25 protein-coding genes are annotated in these 24,778 nt (G+C 71.8%); 12 read left to right on the top strand and 13 right to left on the bottom strand.

Annotation, left to right across the window (positions count from 1 at the left end; genetic code table 11):
• Positions 1-18: 18 nt before the first annotated feature.
• The 5 genes from ACIBH1_RS13525 to ACIBH1_RS13505 all read left to right on the top strand — a co-directional run bounded on the left by ACIBH1_RS13525 (position 19) and on the right by ACIBH1_RS13505 (position 5,008).
• Entirely contained in the window at positions 19-1,512 is a 1,494-nt protein-coding gene (locus ACIBH1_RS13525) for a serine/threonine protein kinase (protein ID WP_397314006.1), read from the top strand.
• A gap of 66 nt (positions 1,513-1,578) precedes the next feature.
• A complete protein-coding gene (gene purU, locus ACIBH1_RS13520; RefSeq protein WP_397314005.1) occupies positions 1,579-2,418 on the top strand; it encodes a formyltetrahydrofolate deformylase in 840 nt (279 codons plus the stop codon).
• Positions 2,415-2,915, top strand: a complete 501-nt coding sequence (locus ACIBH1_RS13515; RefSeq protein ID WP_397314004.1) for an AAA family ATPase — start codon at positions 2,415-2,417, stop codon at positions 2,913-2,915. The genes purU and ACIBH1_RS13515 overlap by 4 nt, the downstream gene beginning before the upstream one ends.
• 204 nt (positions 2,916-3,119) lie before the next feature.
• Positions 3,120-4,346 carry a sensor histidine kinase gene (locus ACIBH1_RS13510; RefSeq protein WP_397314003.1) on the top strand — a complete coding sequence of 409 codons (1,227 nt, stop codon included), beginning with the start codon at positions 3,120-3,122 and terminating at the stop codon, positions 4,344-4,346.
• Positions 4,343-5,008, top strand: a complete 666-nt coding sequence (locus tag ACIBH1_RS13505; protein ID WP_397314002.1) for a response regulator — start codon at positions 4,343-4,345, stop codon at positions 5,006-5,008. Before ACIBH1_RS13510 ends, ACIBH1_RS13505 begins: the two co-directional genes overlap by 4 nt.
• A 139-nt stretch (positions 5,009-5,147) precedes the next feature.
• Here ACIBH1_RS13505 and ACIBH1_RS13500 read toward each other — a convergent pair whose 3' ends face one another.
• Positions 5,148-6,560 (bottom strand): FAD-dependent oxidoreductase, encoded by a 1,413-nt coding sequence (locus ACIBH1_RS13500; RefSeq protein WP_397314001.1) that lies wholly within the window; start codon positions 6,558-6,560, stop codon positions 5,148-5,150.
• 11 nt (positions 6,561-6,571) lie between these two features.
• Entirely contained in the window at positions 6,572-7,036 is a 465-nt protein-coding gene (locus ACIBH1_RS13495) for an SAM-dependent methyltransferase (protein ID WP_397314000.1), read from the bottom strand.
• Positions 7,037-7,164: 128 nt separating this feature from the next.
• On the opposite strand from ACIBH1_RS13495, the gene ACIBH1_RS13490 reads away from it, so the two are divergent.
• A complete protein-coding gene (locus tag ACIBH1_RS13490; RefSeq protein WP_397313999.1) occupies positions 7,165-10,017 on the top strand; it encodes an AAA family ATPase in 2,853 nt (950 codons plus the stop codon).
• Positions 10,018-10,021: 4 nt separating this feature from the next.
• Here ACIBH1_RS13490 and ACIBH1_RS13485 read toward each other — a convergent pair whose 3' ends face one another.
• Positions 10,022-10,786, bottom strand: a complete 765-nt coding sequence (locus tag ACIBH1_RS13485) for an LLM class flavin-dependent oxidoreductase (protein WP_397313998.1) — start codon at positions 10,784-10,786, stop codon at positions 10,022-10,024.
• 78 nt (positions 10,787-10,864) lie between these two features.
• Between ACIBH1_RS13485 and ACIBH1_RS13480 the strand changes: the two genes are divergently transcribed.
• Positions 10,865-11,215, top strand: a complete 351-nt coding sequence (locus ACIBH1_RS13480) for a VOC family protein (protein ID WP_397313997.1) — start codon at positions 10,865-10,867, stop codon at positions 11,213-11,215.
• A gap of 9 nt (positions 11,216-11,224) precedes the next feature.
• Here the strand turns inward: ACIBH1_RS13480 and ACIBH1_RS13475 are convergent, their stop codons facing one another.
• The gene (locus tag ACIBH1_RS13475) at positions 11,225-11,824 is read right to left on the bottom strand and encodes a TIGR03086 family metal-binding protein (protein ID WP_397313996.1); all 600 of its coding nucleotides are present in this window, start codon (positions 11,822-11,824) and stop codon (positions 11,225-11,227) included.
• A 31-nt stretch (positions 11,825-11,855) separates the two neighbouring features.
• Between ACIBH1_RS13475 and ACIBH1_RS13470 the strand changes: the two genes are divergently transcribed.
• Positions 11,856-12,245: a cupin domain-containing protein gene (locus ACIBH1_RS13470; protein ID WP_397313995.1), complete on the top strand. Its 390-nt coding sequence runs from the start codon at positions 11,856-11,858 to the stop codon at positions 12,243-12,245.
• An 8-nt stretch (positions 12,246-12,253) separates the two neighbouring features.
• On the opposite strand, the gene ACIBH1_RS13465 is transcribed toward ACIBH1_RS13470, so the two are convergent.
• Genes ACIBH1_RS13465 through ACIBH1_RS13445 form a run of 5 tightly spaced genes read right to left on the bottom strand, consistent with a single transcriptional unit; the run spans position 12,254 to position 16,717 of the window.
• A complete protein-coding gene (locus tag ACIBH1_RS13465; RefSeq protein WP_397313994.1) occupies positions 12,254-12,487 on the bottom strand; it encodes a hypothetical protein in 234 nt (77 codons plus the stop codon).
• 52 nt (positions 12,488-12,539) lie between these two features.
• Entirely contained in the window at positions 12,540-13,325 is a 786-nt protein-coding gene (locus ACIBH1_RS13460; RefSeq protein ID WP_397313993.1) for a helix-turn-helix domain-containing protein, read from the bottom strand.
• Positions 13,322-13,795 (bottom strand): NUDIX hydrolase, encoded by a 474-nt coding sequence (locus ACIBH1_RS13455; protein ID WP_397313992.1) that lies wholly within the window; start codon positions 13,793-13,795, stop codon positions 13,322-13,324. The genes ACIBH1_RS13460 and ACIBH1_RS13455 overlap by 4 nt, the downstream gene beginning before the upstream one ends.
• Positions 13,792-15,828, bottom strand: coding sequence for a prolyl oligopeptidase family protein (locus tag ACIBH1_RS13450; RefSeq protein ID WP_397313991.1), 2,037 nt, complete (start codon positions 15,826-15,828; stop codon positions 13,792-13,794). Before ACIBH1_RS13450 ends, ACIBH1_RS13455 begins: the two co-directional genes overlap by 4 nt.
• A 28-nt stretch (positions 15,829-15,856) precedes the next feature.
• Positions 15,857-16,717, bottom strand: coding sequence for a hypothetical protein (locus ACIBH1_RS13445; RefSeq protein WP_397313990.1), 861 nt, complete (start codon positions 16,715-16,717; stop codon positions 15,857-15,859).
• Between the two features lie 317 nt (positions 16,718-17,034).
• On the opposite strand from ACIBH1_RS13445, the gene ACIBH1_RS13440 reads away from it, so the two are divergent.
• The 3 genes from ACIBH1_RS13440 to ACIBH1_RS13430 are packed head-to-tail and all read left to right on the top strand — an operon-like array spanning position 17,035 to position 18,589.
• A complete protein-coding gene (locus ACIBH1_RS13440; protein WP_181612254.1) occupies positions 17,035-17,541 on the top strand; it encodes an HNH endonuclease in 507 nt (168 codons plus the stop codon).
• Between the two features lie 22 nt (positions 17,542-17,563).
• On the top strand, positions 17,564-18,364 hold the full coding sequence (locus ACIBH1_RS13435; protein WP_397313989.1) for a GNAT family N-acetyltransferase: 801 nt from the start codon (positions 17,564-17,566) through the stop codon (positions 18,362-18,364).
• 9 nt (positions 18,365-18,373) lie between these two features.
• Complete coding sequence (locus ACIBH1_RS13430; RefSeq protein WP_397313988.1) at positions 18,374-18,589, top strand: zinc ribbon domain-containing protein; 216 nt, start codon at positions 18,374-18,376, stop codon at positions 18,587-18,589.
• Positions 18,590-18,693: 104 nt separating this feature from the next.
• Here ACIBH1_RS13430 and ACIBH1_RS13425 read toward each other — a convergent pair whose 3' ends face one another.
• The 4 genes from ACIBH1_RS13425 to ACIBH1_RS13410 all read right to left on the bottom strand — a co-directional run bounded on the left by ACIBH1_RS13425 (position 18,694) and on the right by ACIBH1_RS13410 (position 23,193).
• Positions 18,694-19,686 (bottom strand): hypothetical protein, encoded by a 993-nt coding sequence (locus ACIBH1_RS13425; protein ID WP_397313987.1) that lies wholly within the window; start codon positions 19,684-19,686, stop codon positions 18,694-18,696.
• 70 nt (positions 19,687-19,756) lie between these two features.
• A complete protein-coding gene (locus ACIBH1_RS13420; protein ID WP_397313986.1) occupies positions 19,757-20,242 on the bottom strand; it encodes a helix-turn-helix transcriptional regulator in 486 nt (161 codons plus the stop codon).
• A 133-nt stretch (positions 20,243-20,375) separates the two neighbouring features.
• On the bottom strand, positions 20,376-22,214 hold the full coding sequence (gene ilvD / locus ACIBH1_RS13415) for a dihydroxy-acid dehydratase (protein WP_397313985.1): 1,839 nt from the start codon (positions 22,212-22,214) through the stop codon (positions 20,376-20,378).
• Positions 22,215-22,374: 160 nt separating this feature from the next.
• Positions 22,375-23,193, bottom strand: coding sequence for a nuclease-related domain-containing protein (locus ACIBH1_RS13410; protein WP_397313984.1), 819 nt, complete (start codon positions 23,191-23,193; stop codon positions 22,375-22,377).
• A 137-nt stretch (positions 23,194-23,330) separates the two neighbouring features.
• Between ACIBH1_RS13410 and ACIBH1_RS13405 the strand changes: the two genes are divergently transcribed.
• A complete protein-coding gene (locus ACIBH1_RS13405) occupies positions 23,331-24,743 on the top strand; it encodes an amidase (protein ID WP_397313983.1) in 1,413 nt (470 codons plus the stop codon).
• Positions 24,744-24,778: the final 35 nt, after the last annotated feature.

Genomic DNA, 24,778 nt, shown 5'->3' with positions numbered 1-24,778 from the left:
CCCGCTACGGAGGTCGAGATGCGTGCAGTTTCCCCCTTGCGCCCTGGTGATCCGTCCCAGCTGGGCGCCTACCGGCTGCTCGGCCGCATCGGCCGCGGCGGGCAGGGAGAGGTCTACCTCGCCGAGACCCCGTCGGGCGAGCGGGTCGCCGCCAAGCTGCTCAACGCCGACTCGTGGGCGGACGAGCGCGCGCAACGGCTGTTCATGCGCGAGGTGTCGCTGGCCAAGCAGGTGGCGCGCTTCTGCACGGCCCAGGTGCTCGACGCGGGCATGCTGGAGGCTCAGCCGTACCTGATCAGTGAGTACATCGACGGGCCCTCGCTGGCCGAGCGGGTGGCCACCGGCGGGCCGCTGCGCGACGGCGCGCTGGAACGGCTGGCCATCGGGACCGCCACCGCGCTCACCGCGATCCACCAGGCGGGCATCGTGCACCGCGACTTCAAGCCGGGCAACGTGCTGCTCGGCCCCGACGGCCCCCGGGTGATCGACTTCGGGATCGCGCGTGACGCCACCACGACCGCCACGGTCACCAGCCAGATCGTCGGCACCCCCGCCTTCATCGCGCCCGAGCAGCTCACCGGCACCCCGGCCAGCGCCGCGTCCGACGTCTTCGCGTGGGGCGTGACGATGGCCGTCGCCGCGACCGGAACCCCGCCGTTCGGCGACGACTCGATCCCGGCGGTGATCAACCGGGTGCTGCACGAGCGGCCCGAGACCGCCGGGGTGCAACCACCGCTGCGCGAGCTGGTCGAGCGGTGCATGGACAAGGATCCCGGGCGGCGGCCGACGGCGCAGGAGGTGCTGCTGACGCTGCTGGGCGGCCGGCCGTCGGACCTGGCGGGCGCCGCCTCGATGACGCGGCCGGGCGGGCGCGGCGGGCGGCTGGGCCGCTCCGCAGCCACGGCGGCCGTGGCGCTCCTGGTGGGCGGCGGCGTCGGCGCCCTGGCGGCCGCGCAGTCGTGGACGGGCACCACCACGCTCGCCACGAGCGGCCAGGTGTCGGCCACCGGAGCGGTGCGGACCCAGCCCGGGGAGGGGCCGTCCACGGGAGCCTCGCGAACCCAGCCCGGGCAGGTGCCGCCCACGGGAGCCGCGCGGGCGCAGGCCGCAGGCGCCTCCATCACGCCGACGGCGTCGACGGCCCCCGTACTGCCCGCCGTCGACGGTCTCGACCGTACGGCGGCGCTGGCCAGGATCGAGGCCGCCGGGCTGCGCCTGGGCACCGTCACCCCCTCCTGCGCCGAGGGCGTCACCCCCGGCCGCGTGGTCAAGGCCACCCTGCGCTCCGGCGACGTCGACCTGGTCGTGGGAGCCAGGACCGCCCGCGTCCCCGACGCCCGCGGCTGGCCGCTCAAGGACGGCCAGGCCGCCGTCGAGAAGGCGGGCTTCACCGTCAAGGTCGGCTACCAGAGCGGCCCCGACTGGGTGGGCAAGGTCGCCGCCCTCACTCCCGCCGCCGGCGCGAAGGCCTGCCAGGGCACCCAGGTCGAATTGCGGATCGGGATCAGGTAGCCAAAGCGAGGGTTGTACTCTGCCCTGATCAGTGTGTCTTTTGGATGAGTCACAAGGGTGAGGGAAATGAGCGCCGAATACGTCCTGACTTTGTCGTGCCCCGACCGGCCCGGCGTCGTCGCCGCTGTTTCCGGCCTCCTGGCCGAGCAGGGATGCAACATCACCGAGAGCCAGCAGTTCGGTGACGAACGGTTCCACATGCGCGTCCAGTTCACATCGCCGGTCGGTCTCGACGTCCTGTCCCCGGCCTTCGCCGCTCTGGCCCCCGAGTTCGTCATGGACTTCCAGCTGCGCGACCTGGCCGCCAAGCCCCGTGTGCTCGTGCTGGTCAGCAAGTTCGACCACTGCCTGCACGACCTGCTGTTCCGGGTGCGCTCGAAGCTGCTCGACATCGAGATCGTCGCCGTGGCCTCCAACCACCCCGACCTGCGCCCCCTGACCCAGTCCTACGGCATCGACTACCACCACCTGCCGGTCACGCCAGAGACCAAGCCGCGCCAGGAGGCCGAGATCCTCTCGCTGGTCGAGTCGTACCGGGTCGACCTGGTCGTGCTGGCCCGCTACATGCAGGTGCTCTCCGCCGACCTGTGCGAGAAGCTCTCCGGGCGGGCGATCAACATCCACCACTCGTTCCTGCCGTCGTTCAAGGGCGCCAAGCCCTACCACCAGGCCCACGCCCGCGGCGTCAAGCTCATCGGCGCCACCGCCCACTACGTGACCTCCGACCTCGACGAGGGGCCGATCATCGAGCAGGAGGTGGCCAGGGTGAACCACAGCCACTCGGCGGCCGACCTGGTCGCCATCGGCCGTGACGTCGAGTGCGTCGCGCTGGCCCGGGCGGTCAAGTGGCACGCCGAGCAGCGCGTCGTCCTCGACGGGCACAAGACGATCGTCTTCCCCCGATGATCGTCTGGCTGAACGGCACCTTCGGGGCGGGCAAGACGACGACCGCGAAGGAGCTCCACGCCCTGCTGCCCGGCTCCCACCTGTTCGACCCCGAGACGGTCGGCTTCTACCTGAGGGTCGTGATCAACGAGCCGGTCGACGACTTCCAGCACTGGCCCGCGTGGCGGGCGCTGACCGCTGAGACGATCAACCAGCTCTGCCGGCACTGGGCCGGGCCGCTGATCGTGCCCATGAGCCTGATGCGCCGGCCGTACCTGGAGGAGATCTTCTCCGCCCTGCGTGCTCCCGTCCGCCACATCCTGCTCCACGCCGACGAGGAGGAGCTGGTGCGCCGGATCGAAGCCGACGCCGAGGAGGCGGGGGCCAGGCAGTGGCGGCTGGATCACCTGCGGTCCTACCAGGAGGCCCTGCCGTGGTTGCGCGACAGCGCCGAGGTGATCGACACCACGCGGACGCCGGCAGCCGAGGTGGCGGCCGGCATCGCCAAGGATCTCTGATACCGGTCACCTCACGCTCTCTCGAAGAGCGGCCGGGTGCAGGGCCCGGCCGCGTGGGGCGAGAAATTCGGGGCCGCCCGAAGGCCCGACAGAAAGCTATCCAAGGCCGTCCCAGAAGGCCCTACCGCAGGTGGTTGAACGTGCTCCACCTGCCGCGGTAGTTCCTTGACGAAATCGGGAGTCGTCGTGGCTACGCTTCCCGAAATGCGGACCACCTGGCGCCTGGGCGGGCTCGACCCTCGCATCGTCGACTGGACGCTCGGCGTCGGATTCACGCTGATCAACCTGGCCTGGGACCGGACCGGACCCGAACAGGCCGCCCGGCCGCCCGACGGCGGCTCCGTCGCGCTGACCGTCCTGGCCAACCTGCCGCTCGGCCTGCGCAGGCGACGACCGCTGACGGTCCTCATGATCATCTGTGCGGCCGGGCTCGTCTACCACCAGCTCGGCTACCAGCCCAGCCAGAACACCCTCGGATCGCTCCTGGCGCTCTACTCCGTCGCCGTGCACCGGCCGCCGCCGGCCTGCCTGATCGGCGGCGCCGTCGCGGTCGGCTCGTGGGCCTACGCCTCCGCCGTGCAGACCCCCGACGCGCCCCTGTGGGCCGACGTCGCCAGGGCGGTCGTGGTGTGCGCCTTCATCGTCGGCTTCGGCCTGGTCGTGCGCCTGCTCGCCCAGCGCACCCGGCGGCTGGCCGACCTGACCGAACGCCTGCGCGACCTGACCAGACGGCTGCGGCAGGAACGCGACAGCACCGCCCGGCTGGCCGTCGCCGCCGAACGGGTCAGGATCGCCCGCGAGCTGCACGACGTCGTCGCCCACCACCTGTCGGTCGTCGCCGTCCAGGCAGAACTCGGGCACTACGTGCTCGACAGCGACCGGGACACCACGGCCACAGCGCTGACCACGATCGCCGACACCACCCGCGAGGCCCTGGCCGAGATGCAGCGGCTGCTGTCCGTGCTGCGCATCGGCGCCGACGACGACGTGCGCTACGACGCCACCCCCGGCGTCAGCGGCCTCGACCCGCTGGTCGAACGCGTACGCGCCGCCGGGGTCGACGTCACCATGACCGTGACCGGACGGCCTCAGCCTCTGCCACCGGGGCTCGAACTGTGCCTCTACCGGATCGTCCAGGAAAGCCTGACCAACGTGCTCAAACACGCCGGGCCCACCCAGGCGGTGCTCACGCTGGAGTACACCGCCGACGCGGTGACCGTCGAGGTCGAGGACCACGGCCCAGCCCTGCCCGCCGATGCGGCACAAGCCACACCGGGGTACGGACTGCTCGGCATGGGCGAACGTATCAAGCTGTACCACGGCACGATCTCCGCGGGTCCGCGGCCCTCCGGCGGCTTCCACGTCACGGCGAACGTCCCGCTGCCCGCCCCGGCAGGCGGCCCCGCACACACGGGCGATGGGCGACGATGATCTCAGTGTTGGTGGCCGATGACCAGGAACTCATCCGCGCGGGGCTGACCGCCCTGTTGCGCGCTGCCCCCGACCTGACACTGGCCGGAGAGGCGGCCGACGGACACGAGGCCGTCCGCCTGGCCGCCGGCACCCGGCCCGACGTCATCCTCATGGACGTGCGCATGCCAGGGCTCGACGGCATCCGCGCCACGCAGCAGATCCTCGCCGACACAACCGCGCCGCACCTGCCGAGCATCCTCATCCTGACCACCTTCGACATCGACGAGTACGTCTACCAGGCGTTGCGCGCGGGGGCGTCGGGGTTCCTGCTCAAGCAGACGCCCGCGAGCCGGCTGCTCGCCGCGGTCCACACCGTCGCCGCCGGAGACGTGCTGCTGTCACCCACCAGCACCCGCCGCCTCGTCGAGGCGTTCACCCCGGCGCCGCGCGCGGCCGAGGAGGAGCTGTCGATGCTCACGGCGCGGGAGAGGGAGATCCTCACGATGGTGGGGCAGACGTTGTCGAACGACGAGATCGCGCGGATGCTGCACCTCAGCCCGGCGACCGTCAAGACACACCTCAACCGGGCGATGGGCAAGCTCGGGCTGGCCAGCCGCGCGCACGCCGTGGCCCTGGCCTACGACCTGGGCCTCGTCGCACCCCGCCGCCCAGCAGGCTGACCGCGCCTCACCGCCTTCCCGCCTCACCGCGCCTCCCCGCCTTCCCGCGCCGCCTCGCCTTCCCGCGCCGCCTCGCCTCAGCACCGCCTGGCCGTACACAGGCGGGTGCCAGGTGCCATGTGCTCTGCCGTACGGCGGGTCAGTTCGTTGACGGTGGTCCCGCGAGCCGGGCGAGCGCGTGCGGCACCTCGGCCGGGTCCGTGCCCGCCCACCCCACGTACCCGTCGGGCCGTACCAGCACCATCGGCCCGCCGGCCGTCGCGGGCGCGACCACGCGCACCCGGTCCTCCCACCCGCTCACGTCGGCCGCCCCGGCGAGCACGAACCGCTGCCCCCGCAACGCCTCGTACAGCCGCGTCCCGTCGAGCGGCACGTCGGCGGCCCGCTTGCCGACGAGCGAGTGCGACCCCGGCGGCGCGTCGTAGGCGTACCCCACCCCGCTGATCTGCCCGGTGATCCTCTTGCGAGCCGGTGGGATGGCCAGCACCGTCCGCACGACCAGCCCGCGCATCACCCGCCCCACCCGCGACTTGATCATCGCCGCCCTGATGATGGCCCCGCTGCTCCGGAGCACCGCCTTGCCGACCGGATGACGCTCGGCCTGGTAGCTGTCGAGCAGCTCCTCGGGAGCCCCCCGCAGCACCGCGGCGAGCTTCCAGCCCAGGTTGGCGGCATCCTGCAGCCCGGTGTTCATGCCCTGACCACCCGCAGGAGAGTGCACGTGCGCCGCGTCCCCGGCCAGGAACACCCGCCCCACGCGATAGTCGGGCGCCTGCCGCTCGTCGCTGTGGAAGCGCGACATCCAGCGCACGTCGTGCATCCCGAAGTCGGTGCCGAGCGCGCGGGTGGCCACGGAGCTGATCTCCTCGAGCGTGAGCGGCTCGTCGTCGGAGACGGCGCGGCGCCGGTCCCAGGCGAAGACCCGGTAGTACCCGTCGCCGAAGGGCGCGATGAAGGCGAAGGAGTCGCCCACTCCGTTGACGGTCAGCAGGTCGGCGGGCGGCCGGGTCAGCAGCACGTCCGCGAGCATGATCGACTTCAGCACGGACTTGCCCGGGAACGGCTGGCCGATGGCCTTGCGCACCGCGCTGTGGAAGCCGTCCGCGCCCACGACGTACGCGGCGCGATGGGTGCCGCCGTCACCGGTGGTCAGCGTGACCCCGGTGGCGTCCTGGTCGAGCCCCGTCACCTCGGTCCCGTGGACGATCTTCACGCCCGCCGCGAGCGCCCGCTCCAGGAGCAGCTTCTCGACGTTGAACTGCGGCGTGACCAGCAGATAGGGGAAGCGGCTCGGCAACAGTCCCAGGTCGACCTCGACGTTCCCGAACAACCGCAGTCTCGACAACGCCGCCCCGGTCGGGACGAGGTCGTCGGCCAGGCCGCGCGCGTCGAGCTGCTCCAGAGTCCTGGCGTGCACGCCGAACGCGCGCGACAGGTTGGAGATCCCCGCCTCGCGGCGCTCCAGGATCGTGACCTGGACACCCGCCTCCGCCAGATCCCCCGCGAGCAGCAACCCGGTCGGACCGGCTCCCACGACGATGACGTCGGACATACTCTCACTCCTCAGTAGTAGGCACGCATCAGCTCGGTCGCCCACTCCGGCTGCACGGTCTCGCCCTGCGGGCCGAACTCGGCCATGTAGGGCTTGACGTCCAGCACCGGGCTGCCGTCGATGGCGTCCAGGCCGCGCACGTGCAAGTCGAGCCCGTCCACCGCGATGAGGCGGCAGCGGGATACACCAAGGCGGTTCGGGCGGTTCTTGCCACGTTGGGCGAAGATGCCGACCTCCGGCCACTCCGGGTTGCCCCGGGGCCTGCGGGCGGCGACGTGGATCGTCGAGGGATCCACCAGGTGGAACTGGAACAGCACTTCCAGGTGGGAGAACGCGTCAAGTCCGGCGACGGCGTCCGGGCCGAAGCGGGAGCCGTCGATCCGGATCACCGCCTGCTCGGTGTTCCAGTCGTCGTCGAACGCCTCGGTCCTCCCGCCGACGACCGTGCCGACGGGATCCAAGGTGATGCTTATCATGATTTTCCTCCCAAGCCCAGGAACAGCTCTCGTCACGACCGTACGGGCGCGGCCGTGCCCGCACATCAGTCACCCCTACCGGACCCTCGCGAGTCTCCGTCACGCCGGTTAGGTAGGGTCGGGCCATCATGATCGGCAGGGATGAGGAAGCGGCCCTCCTGAACTCACTGCTGTCCGGCTCACGCTCCGGCCAGGGCAACGCGATCATCGTGTACGGCGAGGCGGGGATCGGGAAGACCGCCCTGCTCGCGCACATCGCGGCCGGAGCGCCTGAGGACCTGGCGGTGCTGAGGGCGACCGGGGTGGAGGCGGAGGCCGAGCTGCCGTTCGCCGCCCTGCACCTGCTGCTGCGCCCGGCGGCCCACCTCGTCACCCGCCTCCCGCCCGCCCAGCGCCACGCCCTGCGAGCCGCCTTCGGCGAGGCCCTCCCCAGTGGAGCAGCGCGAACCGGCGACCGCGTCCTCCCCGACGGCGCAGCGCAAACCGCTGCGCCCGACCACGTCCTCCCCGGCCCGGGAGCGCCCGACCGTTTCCTCGTCGGCCTGGCCGTTCTCACCCTCCTCGCCGACCTGGCCGAGGAGCGCCCCCTGCTCTGCCTGATCGACGACGTGCAGTGGCTCGACCGCGCCTCCACCGACGCCCTGCTGTTCGCCGCCCGCAGGCTCGCCGCCGAACGCATCACGATGATCTTCGCCGACCGCGACGGCACGGAACAGGTCGTGCAGGGCCTGCCCGAGCTCCGGCTGCGCGCCCTGGGCCGAGACGAGTGCGACCGGCTGCTCGCCACCGAGGCGGCGTCGCTGTCCCCGGAGGCGCGGGCCCGGGTGATCGCCGAGGCCGAGGGCAACCCGCTGGCGCTCCTCCACTTCGCCTCGGGCCTGACCGACGATCAGCGCGCCGGCCATCTCGCGCCCCTGCCCCTGACCGAGCCCGGCTCGCCCCTGGCCGGACGGCTGGAGCGGTCGCTGCGCGCCGCGATCCGGCGCCTGCCCGACCGCACCCGCCTGCTGCTCCTGGTCGCCGCGGCCGACGGCTCGGGCAGTCTGCCCCTGGTCCTCCGCGCGGCCCGCACCCTCGGCGCCGCTCCCGACGACCTGACGCCCGGCGAGCACGCCGCCCTGGTGGAGGTCGCCGACGGACGGCTCCGCTTCCGCCACCCCCTGATCAAGGCGGCGGCCTATCAGGAGGCGCCGGTCGCCCAGCGCGCCGCCGCGCACCGCGCCCTGGCCGGGGTCCTGGGCAGCGAAGGCCAGGCCGACCGCCGGGCCTGGCACCTGTCGGCGGCCACCCTCGAACCTGATGAGGAGATCTCCGTCGTCCTCGCGGCGACCGGCGAACGGGCCAGGGCCCGTGGCAGCACCACCGCGGCGGCGACGGCCTACGAGCGTGCGGCGCAGCTGACCGTCGACCGGGAGCAGCGGGCCCGATGGCTGGCCGCCGCGGCGGAGGCGGCGCTCGCGGCAGGGCAGCTCTCCAGGGCCGCCGCGGCGGCCGGACGGGGGGAGCGGCTGACCTCCGACCCGCTGATGTCGGCCAGGCTGGCGGCGGTCCGCGCCGCGGTGGACGCCGACGAGGGCGATCCGGAGCAGGCTGCGCGCAGGTTCGCCGACGCCGCCGCGGCCATCGCCGCGCTCTCGCCCGACGACGCCGTGTCGCTGGTGGCGATGGCCGCGGGGGAGGCCTGGTTCGCCGGTGACCACGCGGTGCTCGGCCGTGCCGCCGAGCTCGTGACCGCCCTCGGCGACGCCGCCATCGCACCGGACCTGCGGCCCGTGGCATCGGCCGTCCGCGGCATGGAACGCGTCGCCGCCCACGACCCGGCCACGGGCCTGCCCCTGCTCAAGGCGGCGATCCCACCCAGGCCCGGCCACCTCCCTGAAATCGGCTCCCGGAGCCCGGCGAGCCCCGGTGGCCTGGCGGGTGACCAGGTCGTCAGCACCTACGCCGTCTTCAGCGCCCTCATGACCGGCGACGACGAGGCCGCCTGCGCGACGGCCGCCGCCCAGGTCGCGGATTGCCGTTCCCAGGGCCTCGTCACCGTCCTGCCTCACGCCCTCCAGCTCCTCGCCCAGGCCCAGATCCTCAGCGGCGAGCACGACAAGGCCGCCGAGTCGGGCGCGGAGGCGTGGAGCATCGCCCACGACACCGGCCAGGCCGTACGGCTGCGCCACCTGCACGGCGTCCTGGCCAGGCTCGCGGCGATCCGCGGCGAGGACGAGCGGTGCGCCGAGCTAGCCCGCCTGGCCGAGGGCGCCGCGCAGGAACGGTTCGGCTCGGGCTGGGGAGGCTCGGCGCTGGTCCTGCTCGACCTGGTCAGGGCCCGCTACGCCACGGCGGCCGATCGTGTGGCGCGCATGCTCGACGGCCCGCTCGGGCACACCGTGATCGCCTTGTACGCCATCGCCGACCACGTCGAGGCCTGCGCGCGGCTCGACGATCCCGGCCGGGCGGCGGCCACATTCGCCAGGTTCGAGGCCTGGTCGGGGGCCAGCGGTCAGGCGTGGGCGCGGGCGGTCGTGTTTCGTTGCCGCGCTCTCATGGCCCCGCGCGACGCCGCCGAGGAGCTCTACGCGAGCGCCCTGGCGCTGCACGAGCGCGGCGGACGGCCGTTCGAGCGGGCCAGGACCCAGCTGGTGTACGGCGAGTGGTTGCGGCGTGCGCGCCGCCGCGCCGACGCGGGGGCGCAGTTGCGCGCGGCGGCCGAGGGGTTCGCGGCCCTGGGCGCCGCCCCGTGGGCCGAGCGGGCGCGCGCGGAACTGGCGGCGGCCGGCGGCGGCGCCGCCGAGGGCGAGACTCGTACGGCAGCGGCGCTCACCCCGCAGGAGCTCCAGGTGGTACGGCTGGCGGCGTCGGGAGCCACCAACCGCCAGATCGGCGCCCAGCTCTTCCTCAGCCCCAGGACCGTCGGCTTCCACCTCTACAAGGCCTATCCCAAGCTGGGCGTGTCGTCGCGCGGGGAGCTGGCGGGTCTCGACCTGTGACGGCTCAGCGCGGCGGGCCGGAACGGATGCGCGCCAGCAGCGTGTCGTGGTCGGCGCGCCGCTCGTGGAGATGCTCCAGCCACCAGTCGACCCCGGCCTCGCCGTAGGCGGCCACCGAATCCCCGGCCGCCGACGTGCCGATGAGGGCCAGCGGCCCGTCGTGGCCGGGCACCTGGCCGGGTGTCATGGACATGGAGCCGTCTTCCTCGTCGCCGGGGATGATCCAGGCGTCCCAGCGCGAGGCCCGCCGGGCGGCGGCCGGGCTGGTGCCGCCGATCCAGAAGGGCACGCGCCGCTCGGGCGCGGGCGCGAGCCGTACGCCGTCGACGGTGTAGTGGTCGCCCCGGTGGTGCACCTCCTCACCGGCCAGCAGCGCGGACAGCACGTCGAGGGCCTCGTCGAACTGGGCTCCCGAGGGGTACGGCAGGCCGAACCTGGTGTATTCGTCCTTCATGCCGCCCAGCCCGGCGCCCAGGACGAACCGGCCGCCGCTGAGCCGGTCGAGCGCGGCGATGCTCCTGGCGAGCAGCTCGGGCCGGTGGTGGACCAGCGGGGTGACGGAGGTGCCCAGCCTGATGGTGGAGGTGGCCTGGGCGGCGCCGGCCAGCACCACGAACGGGTCGGCGGACGGCACGCCCCAGGCGAAGGCGAGATGGTCCCAGACCATCAGGGCCTCCCAGCCGGCGGCCTCGGCCTCCCGCGCGAACTCGATCACGCGTCCGGGCTCCGCCAGACCACCGAGGACGGCGACATTGATTCCGTAGCGCATACCTCTGACGATGTCATGCGCCACCGACAAGTCAGATTCTTCCAAGACGACCTGGGCCGCACCGGGGAGGATCACGGTATGACACAGACCGTATACGCGCTGGTCCGCTACCAGGACTGCGCAGCCGCCGTCGACTTCCTGACCTCGGCCTTCGGGTTCGCGGTGCACGAGGTGTCCAAGAACGACGAGGGCGTGGTCAACCACGTCGAGCTCGTCGCGGGCGACGACAAGCTCATGCTCGGCATCGGCAAACCGGGCGGCCCCGGCGTCTACGTCGCGGTGGAGGACGTCGACGCCCACCACGACCACGCCAAGGCCGCCGGCGCGCACATCACGATGGAACCGGTGGACCAGCCGTACGGCTCCCGTGATTACGGCTGCACCGATCCCGAGGGCAACCAGTGGTGGTTCGGCACCTACCGGCCCTGACGGTCTCCTCTATCGGCCGGGGCTCCACGAGGGCGAACGCCCGAGCATGGCCAGCACCCGGTCGAGCGCCGGCGCGTCGTCGTCCGCCGCGAGGCCCGCGTGGAAGGCCTTGCCGGGCCCTCGCGTCTCGGGAGCGTCGGGTACGGCCCGCGCGATCGGCAGGCAGGCCTCGGCCAGGTCCTCGTCGATGCGGGGATCGGCGCCCACGGCCCTGGCCAGGTCCCAGGCGTGCACGACGCAGTCGATGAAGTGGAAGCCGATCGCCTGCTGCCCCTTGAAGCTCACCCGCGTGCTGAATTCGGGCAGCCAGAACCCGACCTCGGTCACGCCGGGGACGGCGAACGCCTGGTTCACGGCCTCGGCGGAAGCGGCGTACTCGGCGACGTGGTCGCCGCCGAGGGGCTTCGGGTGCCACAGTGACAGCTCCGACTGCTCGCCCGTGGCGGCGAAGGCGAAGCCGTGGTTCTGGACGATGTGGTGTTCGAGCAGGTCGCGCACGGTCCACTCGGAGCAGGGGGTGGGCAGGTCCAGGTCGGCCGTGGTGATCTGCTCGACGACGGCCACGGTGGCCTGAACGGAGCGGCGATTGAACGCCACGATGTCGGTCATAGCAGGACATTAGCCATTAGGACGCCAAGATATGAGCTTGATCAGAGCCGAATCCCTCGCCGGACGGGTGATCGGCCAGGACTCCTTCTTCCTGGCCGACTGGATCGACGACGGCTCCATGCCCGGCACGCCCATCGCCCCGCTGCACCGGCATCTCAAGGACGACGAGATCTGGTACGTCCTGTCTGGGCGGCTGGCGTTCAGCATCGGGGAGGAGACCGTGGAGGCCGGCCCGGGGGCCGCCGTCCTCGGGCCCGCCGGTGTGCCTCACACCTACTGGAACCCCTCCGACGAGCCCGCCAGGTATCTGCTGGTGATGTCGCCCGACACGGTCAGGCTCATCGAGCGGCTGCACGAGGCGGGCTCGCCGGACGAGCTCGGCGAGCTGTTCCGGCGCCACGGCTGCGAACTCCTCGGCTGAGCCCGGCCCTATTCCTCGAAGACCGGCTGGTCCTGCCAGGTCTCCCTGCGCCGGGCCACGCGTGCCTGCCCGCCCTCCACCACGATCTCCGGAGGCCGGGGCTGGGTGTTGTAGTCGGAGGCCATGACCATCCCGTGGGCCCCGGTGTCGAGCACCGCCAGCAGGTCGCCCGGCTGCACCAGCGGGAGCTCGGCCGCGGGGACGAGGCGGTCGGGTTGTACAGCAACGAGATCCGGCTCCACGGGCTGATCCCGCCGGAGACGACCTTCGCCTTCGCCTGGAGCCCGCGTGCCCTCAGACCGGCTGAGGCACCGCGGTGAAGCTCGCCGCGACCACGCCGGGCGGCGCACCCGCGAAGGCGCGGAAATCGCGGTTGAGGTGCGCCTGGTCGTAGAAGCCCGCCTCTGCCGCCACCAGCGCGGGCGGCAGCCCGGCACGCAGCAACCGCAGAGCACTGCTGAACCTGATCATCCGGGCCGCGGTCTTCGGCGTCAGCCCGATCTCGTCGTGGAAGCGCGCCACCAGATGCCGGTGGCTCCACCCCAGCGACTCGGCGAGCGAGGCGATGGAGACCCCGCCCGCCGACCCGAGCAGCTGCGCCCACGCCCACGGAACCTGCGGCCCCAGCTCCGGCCGCTCGTGCAGGTGCGCGGTGAGCATGCGCTCGGCCAGCTCCAGCCGCAGCTCCCACGAGCCGGTCTCGGCCAGCCTCGCGGCAGCCGTACGGAACCAGGGCCCGAGCAGGTCCTCGGCGGGAAGGATCACGTTGGTCAGCTCACCCATCGGCACGCCGAACAGCCGGCGCGCGCCCAGCGGGCTGAGCCGCACCTCCACGCCCTCGGCCGCGCCGCTGATCAGCGTGCCGGACGCGCGGTCGCTCAGCCCCCCGGTGAACGAGGTGTACGGCACGCCGCCGACGTGCATCGGCGCCGCCAGCCCGATGATCAGCACCGCCCCCGGGAAGGGGTATTCGGTGCGCGCCCGCGGCTCGAGATACTCCTCGCGATAGGCCACGAGGTCCGTCACGTACGGCCGCAGCGCCGGACCCGGCGTGCGTGCGACCATACGCAACTCGCTCATGCTCCCAGGATGACTCTTTCCTGCGGCCTGTCGAAAGCCAGATGCCCGGTCGGAGGACGCTCGGCGTGGAAACGCAGGGCGCTCTCCACCGCCGACGACCGGTCGAGGCCGGTGATCTGGTCGAGCGGGAACCAGGCGGCCAGGTCGCTGCTGCCGCCCACCTCGTTGCGCAACTCGCCGCCCACGATGTGGGCGGCGTAGTAGAGGCGCAGGCTGTGGAGCCTGCCGTCGCCGCTGGGCATCTCCCACTCGATCGAGTCGACGCCCAAAAGCCCGTCGACCTCGATCAGGTAGCCGGTCTCCTCGGCGAGCTCGCGCACCACCGTGTCGTGTGGGTGCTCGCCGAACTCCACCCCGCCGCCCGGCATGGTCCAGTGCTTCTCGTCGATGCCGACGTAACGGGTCAGCAGGATCTCCTGGCCGCGCAGGACGACGGCGTAGGCCGCCATCCTGCGCTTGCGCCCGGTCACAGGCCCGTGTGCCGGGCGAGGAAGGTGAGCCGGTCGGCGGACAGGTCGACCGTACGGCTGACCGAGCGGGCGCCGTGACCCACCTCGGTCTCGTTACGCAGCAGGATCGGCCCCTGGCCCGAGGTGGCGTGCTGCAGCGCCGCGCACATCTTCCACGCGTGCAGCGGGTGCACCCGGGTGTCGGACTGGAAGACCGTGAAGAGCACCGCGGGGTAGGCCACGCCCTCGCGCACGTGGTGGTAGGGCGAGTAGGCGTGCAGCCACCCGAACCCCAGGGGGTCCTCCGCCGAGCCGTACTCCACGTTCCACGTGGCACCCAGGCCGAACAGCTCGTAGCGCACCATGTCGAGCAGCGGCGCCGAGCAGGCCACCGCCTTGTACAGGTCGGGACGCTGGGTGAGGGCGGCGCCGACGAGCAGGCCGCCGTTGGAGCCGCCGTTGATGGCGAGCTGGTCGCTCGTGGTGACGCCGGTGGCGATCAGGTGCTCGGCGGCGGCGTGGAAGTCGTCGAAGACGTTCTGCTTGTTGCCGAGCATGCCCGCGCGGTGCCACTCCTCGCCCTCCTCGCCGCCTCCGCGCAGCTGGGAGATGACGTAGACGCCGCCGGCCTCGACCCAGGTCAGGATGCCGGCGGAGTATCCGGGCGTCATCGAGATGCCGAAGCCGCCGTAGCCGTCGAGGATCGTCGGGCGCGGCCCCTGGCCGTCGACCGGCGAGATCACCAGCATGCGCACCTCGGTGCCGTCCTTCGAGCGGAAGGTCACCTGCTCGGTGCGGACCTCGGGCACCTCGACCGCTCCGGGGGAGGCGGCCCAGAGGCTCGTCTCGCCGGTGCGGGCGTCGTAGCGCTGGATGGTGGGCGGGGTGGTGTTGTCGGTGTAGCCGAACCACGCCTCGTGGCCGCCCTCGGGACGCTCGGAGACGCCGCCGATCGTGCCGAGGCCGGGGGTCGCCACCTCGCCGACGCGCTCGCCGGTCGCCAGGTCGTGGACCGAGATCTCGGAGAGGGCATGACGGGTCCACCCGACGAGCATGACCGGCCGGTCGAGGTCGTCGAGGATCGCGAAGTCGGTCAGCACCGCCTCGGAGTCTTCGGCGATGAGGTCGGTCCACTCGGTGGGCGAGGCCGGATCGGCGACGCAGACCCGGCCGCGCGGCGCGTCGCGGTCGGTGTAGACGTAGAACCTGCCGTCGCGCCCGAAGTGAATGCCGGTCTGGGCGTCGACGCCCTCCTGCACCACGACGAGCTCGGGCCGGTCGAGCGAGGAGGCCGTCAGGTCGGCCACCCACACGTCGTTGCGCGGCGCGGTGCCCTCGTGGGACTGGATGAGCAGCCAGCGGCCGTCCATCGACACCGAGACGCCGTAGTAGTTCGTCATCTTCAGGCCCTCGCCGAAGATCATCACGTCGTCCTCCGTCGAGGTGCCCACCCGGTGGAGGTAGACGCGACGGTGGAACTGCGACTCGCCCTCGGGCACCTCGGTCGCGGGCAGGCGGCGCACGTAGTAGAACGCCTCGCCGCCCGGCAGCCACGCCACGGGGGAGTAGCGGCAGCGGTCGATCGGGCCCTCGATCTGGGCGCCGGTGGCGACGTCGATGATGTAGAGCACCGACTCCTCGTTGCCGCCCACCGAGATCTGGTAGGCCAGCAGGCGCCCCTCCTTGTCGGGCTGCACCGCGTCGAGCGTGGTCAGCCCGGAGGAGTCGAGCGCCATCGGGTCGATGAGCGCCCGCTCGGTGCCGTCGGCCTCCACGACGTAGTAGACCGCGTGCTCCTGCTCAGGGGTGCGCCGGGAGAAGAAGTGGCGCTCCCCCCGCCAGGCCGGCACGCCCACGGAACCCGACTTCAGCAACTCCGCGATGCGCTCCTTGAAGCGCTGCGGACCCAACTCCTGCCGGTAGAGCGCCTCCTGCGCCATGAGCCACCCCTTGACCTCGGGGTCGTCGGGGTCCTCCAGCCAGCGGTAGGGGTCGGGGACAGGGGTGCCGTGCAGGGTGTCGACGATCTCGTCGCGGCGGGCAGTTGGGTACATGCCAGCACCCTACTGCCCGGTTGCGACACTACTGCTGGAACGGATTGACCGAGGAGACCTTGTCCGCCGGGGGAGCCGTGATCGGCGGGACCTTGCCCCAGTCGGAGAAGGTCATCTCGATGTTCTGCTCCGCCCCGGCCGCCGGCATCTTGGTGGCGACCTTGGTCGGCAGCCCCTGGCCGTCGATCCACACGTCGTAGGTCATGACGACGCCGGCGAGCGACTTCTTCATCGCCTCCAGCGCCGCCTTGGGGTCGGCGCCGGAGGTGCCGCCCGCGATGCCGCTGACCATCTCCTCGAGGATCTTCTCCATCTCGGGCGTCGCCATCGCCTTCGACATGTCGATCTTGATGGTGTAGCGCGTGTTGTCGCCGTCGGGCGCCGCGGCGGTGAGCTCGCCCATGCCCGCCATCCTGGCGCTCTGGCTCGGGTCGGCCATCTTGCCGATCTGCGCGAACAGCTTGCTCATCGGGTTGTCGCCGGGCAGCTTGACCCACGGCTTGCCGGGCTCGGGCTCCGGCTCGCCGGCCGGGGTCTCGATGAAGATGGCCTCCTGCAGGATCAGGATGCGCATCTTCTTGCCGGGCTGGACCTCGGTGGTCGTCTCGATGTTGAACGTGCCGGGGCTCACGAGCTCCAGGGCCATGGTGGCGCTGGTCGGCTGGCCCGCGTTGGTGCCGCTCATGGTCGCGCGGAAGCTCTTGAGCTCCTCGAGCTTCTTGGCCATGACGCCGGAGACCTCGGCGGCGCTCTTCAGCTCGGCGGCGGCCGCCGGAGCCTGGGAGGTGGGCGCCGATGTGGCGCTGATCTGCGGGCCCCCACCCGTCTGTGACCCGCATCCCGTCAGAACGGCCAGGCCTAGTGCGGCGACCGCCAATGAACGACGCATGATCGTAAACCCCCGTAAACTGGTTGTAAAGGGCTCAAGACGCTACCAGAACCTCCTCGGTCGGGCGCGCGTAAATGTGCGGTCGGCAGGGCATAAAACCCCAGGGCACCTGTCTCCAGTGGCATAAATGGTGGCGGGCACCCCTTGTGTAACGACAGACTTGGGGAAGGACGGTGCCGTGGTACCCATCCGTCGGGCCGTCCGGCGGAGGTCCACGTGATGGAGTCGTCCGGGTCCCAGGAGGGGCCGCAATTCGGGACATGCCGCGGCATGTCCCCCGTGTTTCTGATACGCGGGCATCAGAGGGGTGACCTCTGATGCGCCAAGTCCTGCTGCTCAACGCCACCTACGAGCCACTGACCACCCTGTCACTGCACCGGGCGGTCATTCTGGTTCTGCGCGAGAAGGCCGACGTCGTGCACCGCGACGGAAGAGGAGCGGTCCTCCGCTCCGCGACCTGCACGCTCGACGTTCCCTCGGTCATCCGGCTGCGAAGATACGTCCGCATCCCCTACCGGTCGCGGATCCCTCTCACCAGAGCCGCGCTCATGCGCCGCGACGACTACCGCTGCGCCTACTGCGGCCAGCGGGCGGAGACCATCGACCACGTGATCCCGCGCTCCAAGGGCGGGCCCCACACGTGGGAGAACTGCGTCGCTTCGTGCATGACGTGCAACCACCGCAAGGCCGACAAGTTCCTGGAGGAGCTCGGCTGGTCCCTGCGGGTCGCGCCCGCCGTCCCCCGAGGGGCGCACTGGCGGCTCATCGGCGCGCAACTGCTGGGCGACCCGCAGTGGGCACAATATTTGGAGGCGGCCGCCTGACCGGGGATGACACCATTTCGGCATGTGGACGATCAGCGAAGACCTCGGTGAATACGCCAAGCATGCCGAGCCGTACCTTCTGACCGACCCGGTGGCCAACACGGTCCCGCTGACCGTGTTGGCCAACCTGCGGGCGGGGATGCCGCACGACGGCGCCTTCTTCGGCTGGTACACCGGCGACGGCGAGGTGCGTGGCGCGATCTTCCGCACCCCGCCGTTCCCGCTGGGCCTGGCCGCGATGCCGGTCGAGGCCGTCCCCGCGCTGGTCAAGGCGCTCGACACGCGCCAGATCCCCGCCGTCCAGGGGCCGCTCCCGCTCGCCGACGCCCTCGCCGCCGGACGCCGGATCACCCACCACCGCGCCGAACGCCTCTACCGCCTGGGCGAACTGACCGCCCCCGCCGGCGTGCCCGGCACCGGCCGCATCGCCACCGCCGCCGACACCGGACTGCTCGCCGCCTGGTCCGCGGCCTTCCTCGCCGAAGCCACCTCCGACCCCGTCCACGACGTACGGCAGATCGTCGAACGCCGCACCGCCCGCGGCGACCTCGTGATCTGGGAGGACGGCGGAGCCCCCGTCGCCTTCGCGGGCGTCTCCACCCCCGCCGGCGGGGTCTCCCGCATCGGACCCGTCTACACACCCCCCGAGGCCAGAGGCAAGGGGTACGGCAGCGCCGTCACCGCCTTCGGCAGCCGCCACGCCCTCGACACGCGCTCCGAGCACGTCGTGCTCTTCACCGACCTGGGCAACGCGACGAGCAACAAGATCTACCAGGAGATCGGATACCTTCCCGTCTCCGACTACGCCCACATCACCTTCTAAACTGGCGGCATGCCGCGATACGACTTCCGCTGCCGCGCCTGCGGTTCCACCTTCGAGGTCTCCCGCCCCATGTCCGCCTCCGGCGACCCCGCGACCTGCCCCGACGGGCACGACGACACGGTCAAGCTGCTGTCGACGGTCGCCATGACAGGCAACGCCGGCACCCCGGCGGGCGGCGGTGGCGGCGGTGGGGGCGGCTGCTGCGGCGGAGGATGCTGCGGCTGAGCCCGCACCGGTCGGGACCGCTGGCCGCCGCTGGCCGCCGTTGGCCGCCGTTGGCCGCCGTTGGCCGCCGTTGGCCGCCGCTGGTCGCCGCTGGTCGCCGCTGGTCAGCGGGCCGCGGCGCGCGCCCCTCGCACGACCATGCGCGCGACCTGCTCCACCGTGGAGATCCCGGCCCCCATCGAAGGGCTGTGATCCGACAACACGGCCACGAGCAGCTCGTGCCCCCCGACGGTCAGCCGCCCCACGCTGTTGACCGTCCACAACCCGCCGTGCACACGCGCGGGCAGCCAGCCGTTCTTCACCTGCGCGTGCCGGTCGAGCGCCCCCACACCCCAGCGCTGTTCCCTCACCACCGTCGACATCAGCCGTATGGCCAGCTTCCTGTTGACGGCGGTGAGCGGCCCACCCGCATCGGTGAGCCGGTCGAGCACCTCCACCTGCTCGGATGGGAAGCTGCGGGTCGAGCCCCAGTAGTAGCCGGAACCCGGCCAGGTGTCGCGGATGCCGAGCCCGCGCAGGGTGCGCTTCAGCCCGCCCTGCCCGCCGACGCGTTCGTAGAGGCGGTGGGCGCTGGAGTTGTCGCTGCGGCGGATCATGCTGGTGGCCAGCGACCGCTCCCAGCCCGCCACCTGCCGGTGCTCACGCTGGGCCTTCAGCAGCAGGGCCAGGAGGATGTCGACCTTGGCCACGCTCGCCAGCAGGAAGTGCTCGTCCTCGCCGTAGTCGTATCGGGCGCCGGAGGTGCGGTCGTAAACGGCGGCGGCCGCCCGGCCGGGGCGCTGGCGCAGGTAGCGGGAGAGCGAGCGGTCGAGCTGCCGCCAGGCGTCGCCCGGCTTGATGCCGCCTTCGGTCGCCACCCGGCTCCCGGCCACGGACGAGGGCGCATGGGCGGCAGGCACCCGACCTCGCACCACTCGGGCACCGTCACCGCCGGTCGATCCTTCCACGCCCCCCGCGCCAGGCGACCCCGGCGAGGCGTCCACCCCACGCCCCGCCGCAGGGGGCAGGGGCGGGATGGACGCGCGGGTGGCGGGGGCCTGCTCGCAGCCGGTCGCCAGGGTGAGCGAGGCGAGCAGGCAGAAGGCACGAATGCGCATGAACCGGAGCTTGTCACCCGCGACCCCAACAACCGGGGTCGCGGACGGTCAAGCCCCGACCATGATCACATCACGCCACCCGCCGCCGCTGGAACGGCAGGAACCGCTCCGCCATGTGCGGGCGGGCGGGGGTGAGCGTCGGTTCGACGGCGATGATCCGGTCGAACCGGAAGGCGCGGATGCCGCGCCGCATCCGGCAGACCCCGACCAGGTACCAGAAGTCCTTGTGGACCAGGCACGTGACCGGTTCGACGTCGCGGGTGGTGATGGTGCCCGACGCGTCGCGGTAGTGCAGGCGGATCATCAGGCGGCTGGTGATGGCGTCGGCGATGACCCGCGCGCGTGAGGCCACGTCGGCGGGCAGGGGCTCGGTGAGGGTCGCCAGGGTGGTGGCGATGGCGTCGTCGTCGACTTCCAGGTGCTCGAAGGCCAGGCGCAGGCCGCGCCGTGCGGTGACGGCCTGGGGCCCGGCTCCGAGGTGGGCCAGGGACAGGGCGAGGGCGGCGATCTCGGCGGTCGTCAGTGAGCGGGTGGAGGGCTTCACGACTGTCGTCATACCCAAAGAATAGACGTCGCCACCGACATTTTTCGAAAGCCTGTACGGGATGAAGCCCAGGTGAGCCAAGAGAAACGAGGGATCGCCCGAGAAGAGGGTCAGCCGCCGGGAACGGCGGCTGACCCGGGGCGGATCAGTGCGCCAGCTGCGACAGGTCGCGCGAGGCTCCCGTCGACGCCGACGTGGTCATCGCCGCGTACGCCTGCAGCGCGGCGGTCACCGGGCGGTGACGGTCGCGCGGCCGGTAGCGGCCCAGCTCCGACAGCAGCCGCTCGCGCCGCGCCGCCAGTTCGTCGTCGGAGACCCGCAGCTCCATCGAGCGCGCCGGGATGTCGATCTCGATCGTGTCGCCGTCCTCGACGAGGGCGATGATGCCGCCCTCGCCCGCCTCGGGGGAGGCGTGGCCGATCGACAGTCCCGAGGTGCCGCCGGAGAAGCGCCCGTCGGTGATGAGCGCGCACGCCTTGCCGAGCCCCTTCCCCTTGAGGAAGGAGGTCGGGTAGAGCATCTCCTGCATGCCGGGGCCGCCCTTGGGCCCCTCGTAGCGCACCACGACGACGTCGCCGGCCTTGACGCGCCCGTTGAGGATGCCCTCGACGGCGTCCTCCTGCGACTCGAAGACCACGGCGGGCCCGGAGAAGCGCCAGATCGACTCGTCGACGCCGGCCGTCTTGACCACCGCGCCGTCGCGGGCGAGGTTGCCGTAGAGCACCGCCAGGCCGCCGTCCTTGGTGTAGGCGTGCTCGAGCTCGCGGATGCATCCGGCGGCGCGGTCGACGTCGAGGGAGTCCCAGCGGTTCGACTGGGAGTAGGGCTTGACCGTGCGCACGTTGCCGGGCGCGGCGTGCCACAGCTCCACGGCCTCGGGCAGCACGGTCGCGGAGACCGGGTCCCAGGCGGCGATGACCTCGCCGAGGGTGCCGCCGCTGACGGTGGGGCTGGAGGAGTGGAGCAATCCGGCGCGGTCGAGCTCGCCCAGGATGGCGGGGATGCCGCCGGCCCGGTGGACGTCCTCGACGTGGTATTTGTCGGTCGCCGGGGCCACCTTGCACAGGCACGGCACCCGCAGGGAGATCTCGTTGATCTCCTTGAGCCCGAAGTCGACGCCGGCCTCGCGGGCCGCGGCCAGGATGTGCAGGATCGTGTTGGTCGAGCCGCCCATGGCCACGTCGAGCGCCATGGCGTTCTCGAAGGCGTCCTTGGTGGCGATGTTGAGCGGCAGGACCGAGGCGTCATCGTCGTCGTAGTAGCTCCGGGTCAGCTCCACGATGCGGCGCCCGGCGCGCTGGAAGAGCTCCTTGCGCGCGCTGTGGGTGGCCAGGATCGTGCCGTTGCCGGGCAGCGCCAGGCCGATGGCCTCGGCCAGGCAGTTCATCGAGTTGGCGGTGAACATGCCCGAGCAGGAGCCGCAGGTGGGGCAGGCGTTCTCCTCCAACTGCAGGAGCTCTTCGTCGGAGACGTTCTCGTCGGCGGCGGCGATCATCGGGTCGATCAGGTCGAGCTTCTTGCCCGGCGTCTTGCCGGCCTCCATCGGGCCGCCCGAGACGAAGATGGTCGGGATGTTGAGCCGCATCGCGGCCAGCAGCATGCCCGGGGTGATCTTGTCGCAGTTGGAGACGCAGATCATCGCGTCGGCGCAGTGGGCGTTGACCATGTACTCGACCGCGTCGGCGATGAGTTCGCGCGAGGGCAGGGAGTAGAGCATGCCTCCGTGGCCCATGGCGATGCCGTCGTCGACGGCGATCGTGTTGAACTCGCGCGGAATGGCGCCGGCCTCGCGCACCGCGTCGGCCACCACCTTGCCCACCTCGGCGAGATGCACGTGGCCGGGCACGAACTGCGTGAAGCTGTTGGCCACGGCGATGATCGGTTTGCCCAAGTCGCTCCCGGCTACACCAGTCGCCCGGAGGAGGGCCCGGGCGCCGGCCATGTTCCTGCCGTGGGTGACTGTGCGAGACCTGAGGGCGGGCATGAGCTATCTCCCATCACTTACGAGTCCTCACATCGTACGGCCCGCGACCGCCAGATGAGACGCCCGTCCACGCGATGGACAGGGGCGTGAAGATCGCCCCGACGACGAAGGGCGCCCGGCGCGACGGGAAGTCGCGCCGGGCGCCCTTGACGAATAGCTGCTAGCCGTTGCCGTAGCGCGGCGGGAGCACCTCGGCGGCGATCTCGTAGAGGCGGTCGATCTCCGTCTCGGTGAGCGCCTTCTCCCGCTTGGTGATCCACTTGCGCGCCCGGCCGCCCTCGTAGACGTCGACGCCCTTGATCGTCATGATCTTCCAGGGCACCGCCGGGCCGTAGATCGCCAGCGAGGGCACCACGGAGACCTGTCGCCCGTAGACCTCGGAGATGTACTTGCTCGCCTCCGCCGCCTCGAAGTGGGCCTCGGCGAGGCGGGCCTTCATGTCGAAGGGTCCGTGGAAGAGCTTCTTGCCCATCTGCACACGCACCGACAGGCGCTTGTCCCACTTCTCGGAGTCGACGGCGTAGACGCCGGTCGGTCCGATGACCAGGTGGTCGATCTGCGCCTCGCTGCCCGGGATCGCCCTGGCGTGCAGGGTGCGATAGCCGTTGCGCTCCAGTTTGCGCAGCTGTGCCTCGGTCCTGCGCTCGGCCACCGATGATCGGCGCCAGGCGGGCACGGACGAGGACTTGCGTGCGCGGTACACGGTGTCGACGATCGCGGCCACCACTGCCGCCGTCACTCCGACCTGCCAGTTGCCGGTCAGGAAACCGACCGCCAGCCCCACGGCCAGCGCCACCAGAAGGCGGTTGCGCAGGCGCTTGAAGCGGGGTTGCTGGAGGAGTCCGCGGACGTTTGCCCGCTCGATGGGAGCGAAGGCAGGCTCAAGGGCCTCGGGCTCGGGGCGGGCGGCCTCGGGCCGTTCGCTCACCCAGATCGGTGACGCAGTGTGACCGTCGTCTCGCTGCTTGGCGGAATCCACGTAACTCACGGTAGCTCGGAAGCTCGACGAGTGCCTAGTCATGACCCGTCCATAGTTTTATGGCCCAGGTCAACGGATAGGTTGCCGGATTTCCGGGTATCTACCCTTTTCCTCTCTAGACAACTACTGTCCGGTACGTGGCGTACATACACGATCTCACCGCCATCGAGCAGGCGGAAGCCGTCAGGCGCAGGGAAATCTCACCAGTCGAGATCGCCGAGCACTACCTGGACCGCATCGAACGCCTCGACCCGCAGGTGGGCGCCTACGTCACGGTCGCACGGGACCGTGCCATCGAGCAGGCCCGCGCGCTGGAGCAGGGCACCCCCGAGGGCGAGCTGTACGGCGTGCCCATCCCGATCAAGGACCTCAACCTCGTCAAGGACGTGCCGATCCACTTCGGCTCGGCGACCTATGCCGATTTCGTCGCCCCCGTCGACGACACCGTCGTGGAGCGCCTGCGCGGCGCCGGCACCGTGATGCTCGGCAAGACCGCCACCCCCGAGTTCGGCCTGCCCTGCTACACCGAGACCGCCGTCTCGCCACCCACCCGCACCCCGTGGGACCTGACCCGCTCGGCGGGCGGCTCCAGCGGCGGCGCCGCCGCGGCCGTCGCGGCGGGGCTCGCACCCGCCGCCCAGGGCAGCGACGGCGCCGGATCGATCCGCATCCCCTCGTCCGTCTGCGGGCTGTTCGGCATCAAGCCCACCCGCGGGCGCATCAGCTGGGCGCCGATCATCCCCGACCTGGCCGGCATGTCCACCAACGGCCCCATCGCCAGGACCGTCGCCGACGCCGCCGCGCTGCTCGACGTCATGACGCACAACTCGCCCGGCGACCTGTTCCTGGCGCCGCCGCGCGAGGGCGCCTTCCTCGAGGCCGCCCGCCGCGAGCCCGGCCGCCTGCGCATCGCCCGCTACGCCCAGCCCGTCGTCCCTGGCACCGAGCTCGACCCGGCCGTGCTGGCCGCCTACGAGGAGGCGGCCAAGACCCTCGCCTCGCTCGGCCACGAGATCGTCGACATCGACCCGCCCTTCGCCGCGGCGGTGGTCGAGCCGTTCACCACGTTGTGGTTCACCTTCGCGTGCATGCACCCGGTCGCCCTGGACAGGCAGGACCTGCTGCGTCCCATGACCGCCTGGCTGCGCGAGCGCGGCTTCGCCGTACCCGCCCCGTCCTTCCTGCAGGCCCAGGCGGCGCTCCAGCTCGCGACGCGGACCGCGCTGATCGTCACCGACGCCTACGACGCCGTCCTGACCCCCACCGTCACCCAGCCGCCCAGGCCGGTCGGCTGGTTCGAGGAGGGCATCACGCCGGAGGAGGGCTTCGAGCGCATGAAGCGCTTCGCCGCCTTCCCCGCGATCTACAACGTCACCGGCCAGCCGGCCGTCAACCTGCCGCTGTACTGGGACGAGCGGGGCCTGCCGATCGGCGTCATGCTCGCCGGCCGCATCGGCGGCGAGAACACCCTCATCTCCCTGTCGGCCCAGGTCGAGGCGGCACGCGGCGGCTTCTGGGGCGACCGGCGCCCGGAGGTTTGGGAGGCGTAGATCCTGGGTCTGGTACGGCGCGCCGCCCGGGATTA

The organism is Nonomuraea sp. NPDC050663 (genome assembly GCF_044456985.1).
Classification (GTDB): Bacteria; Actinomycetota; Actinomycetes; order Streptosporangiales; family Streptosporangiaceae; genus Nonomuraea.
This window is presented reverse-complemented; position numbering and strand designations above follow the sequence as displayed.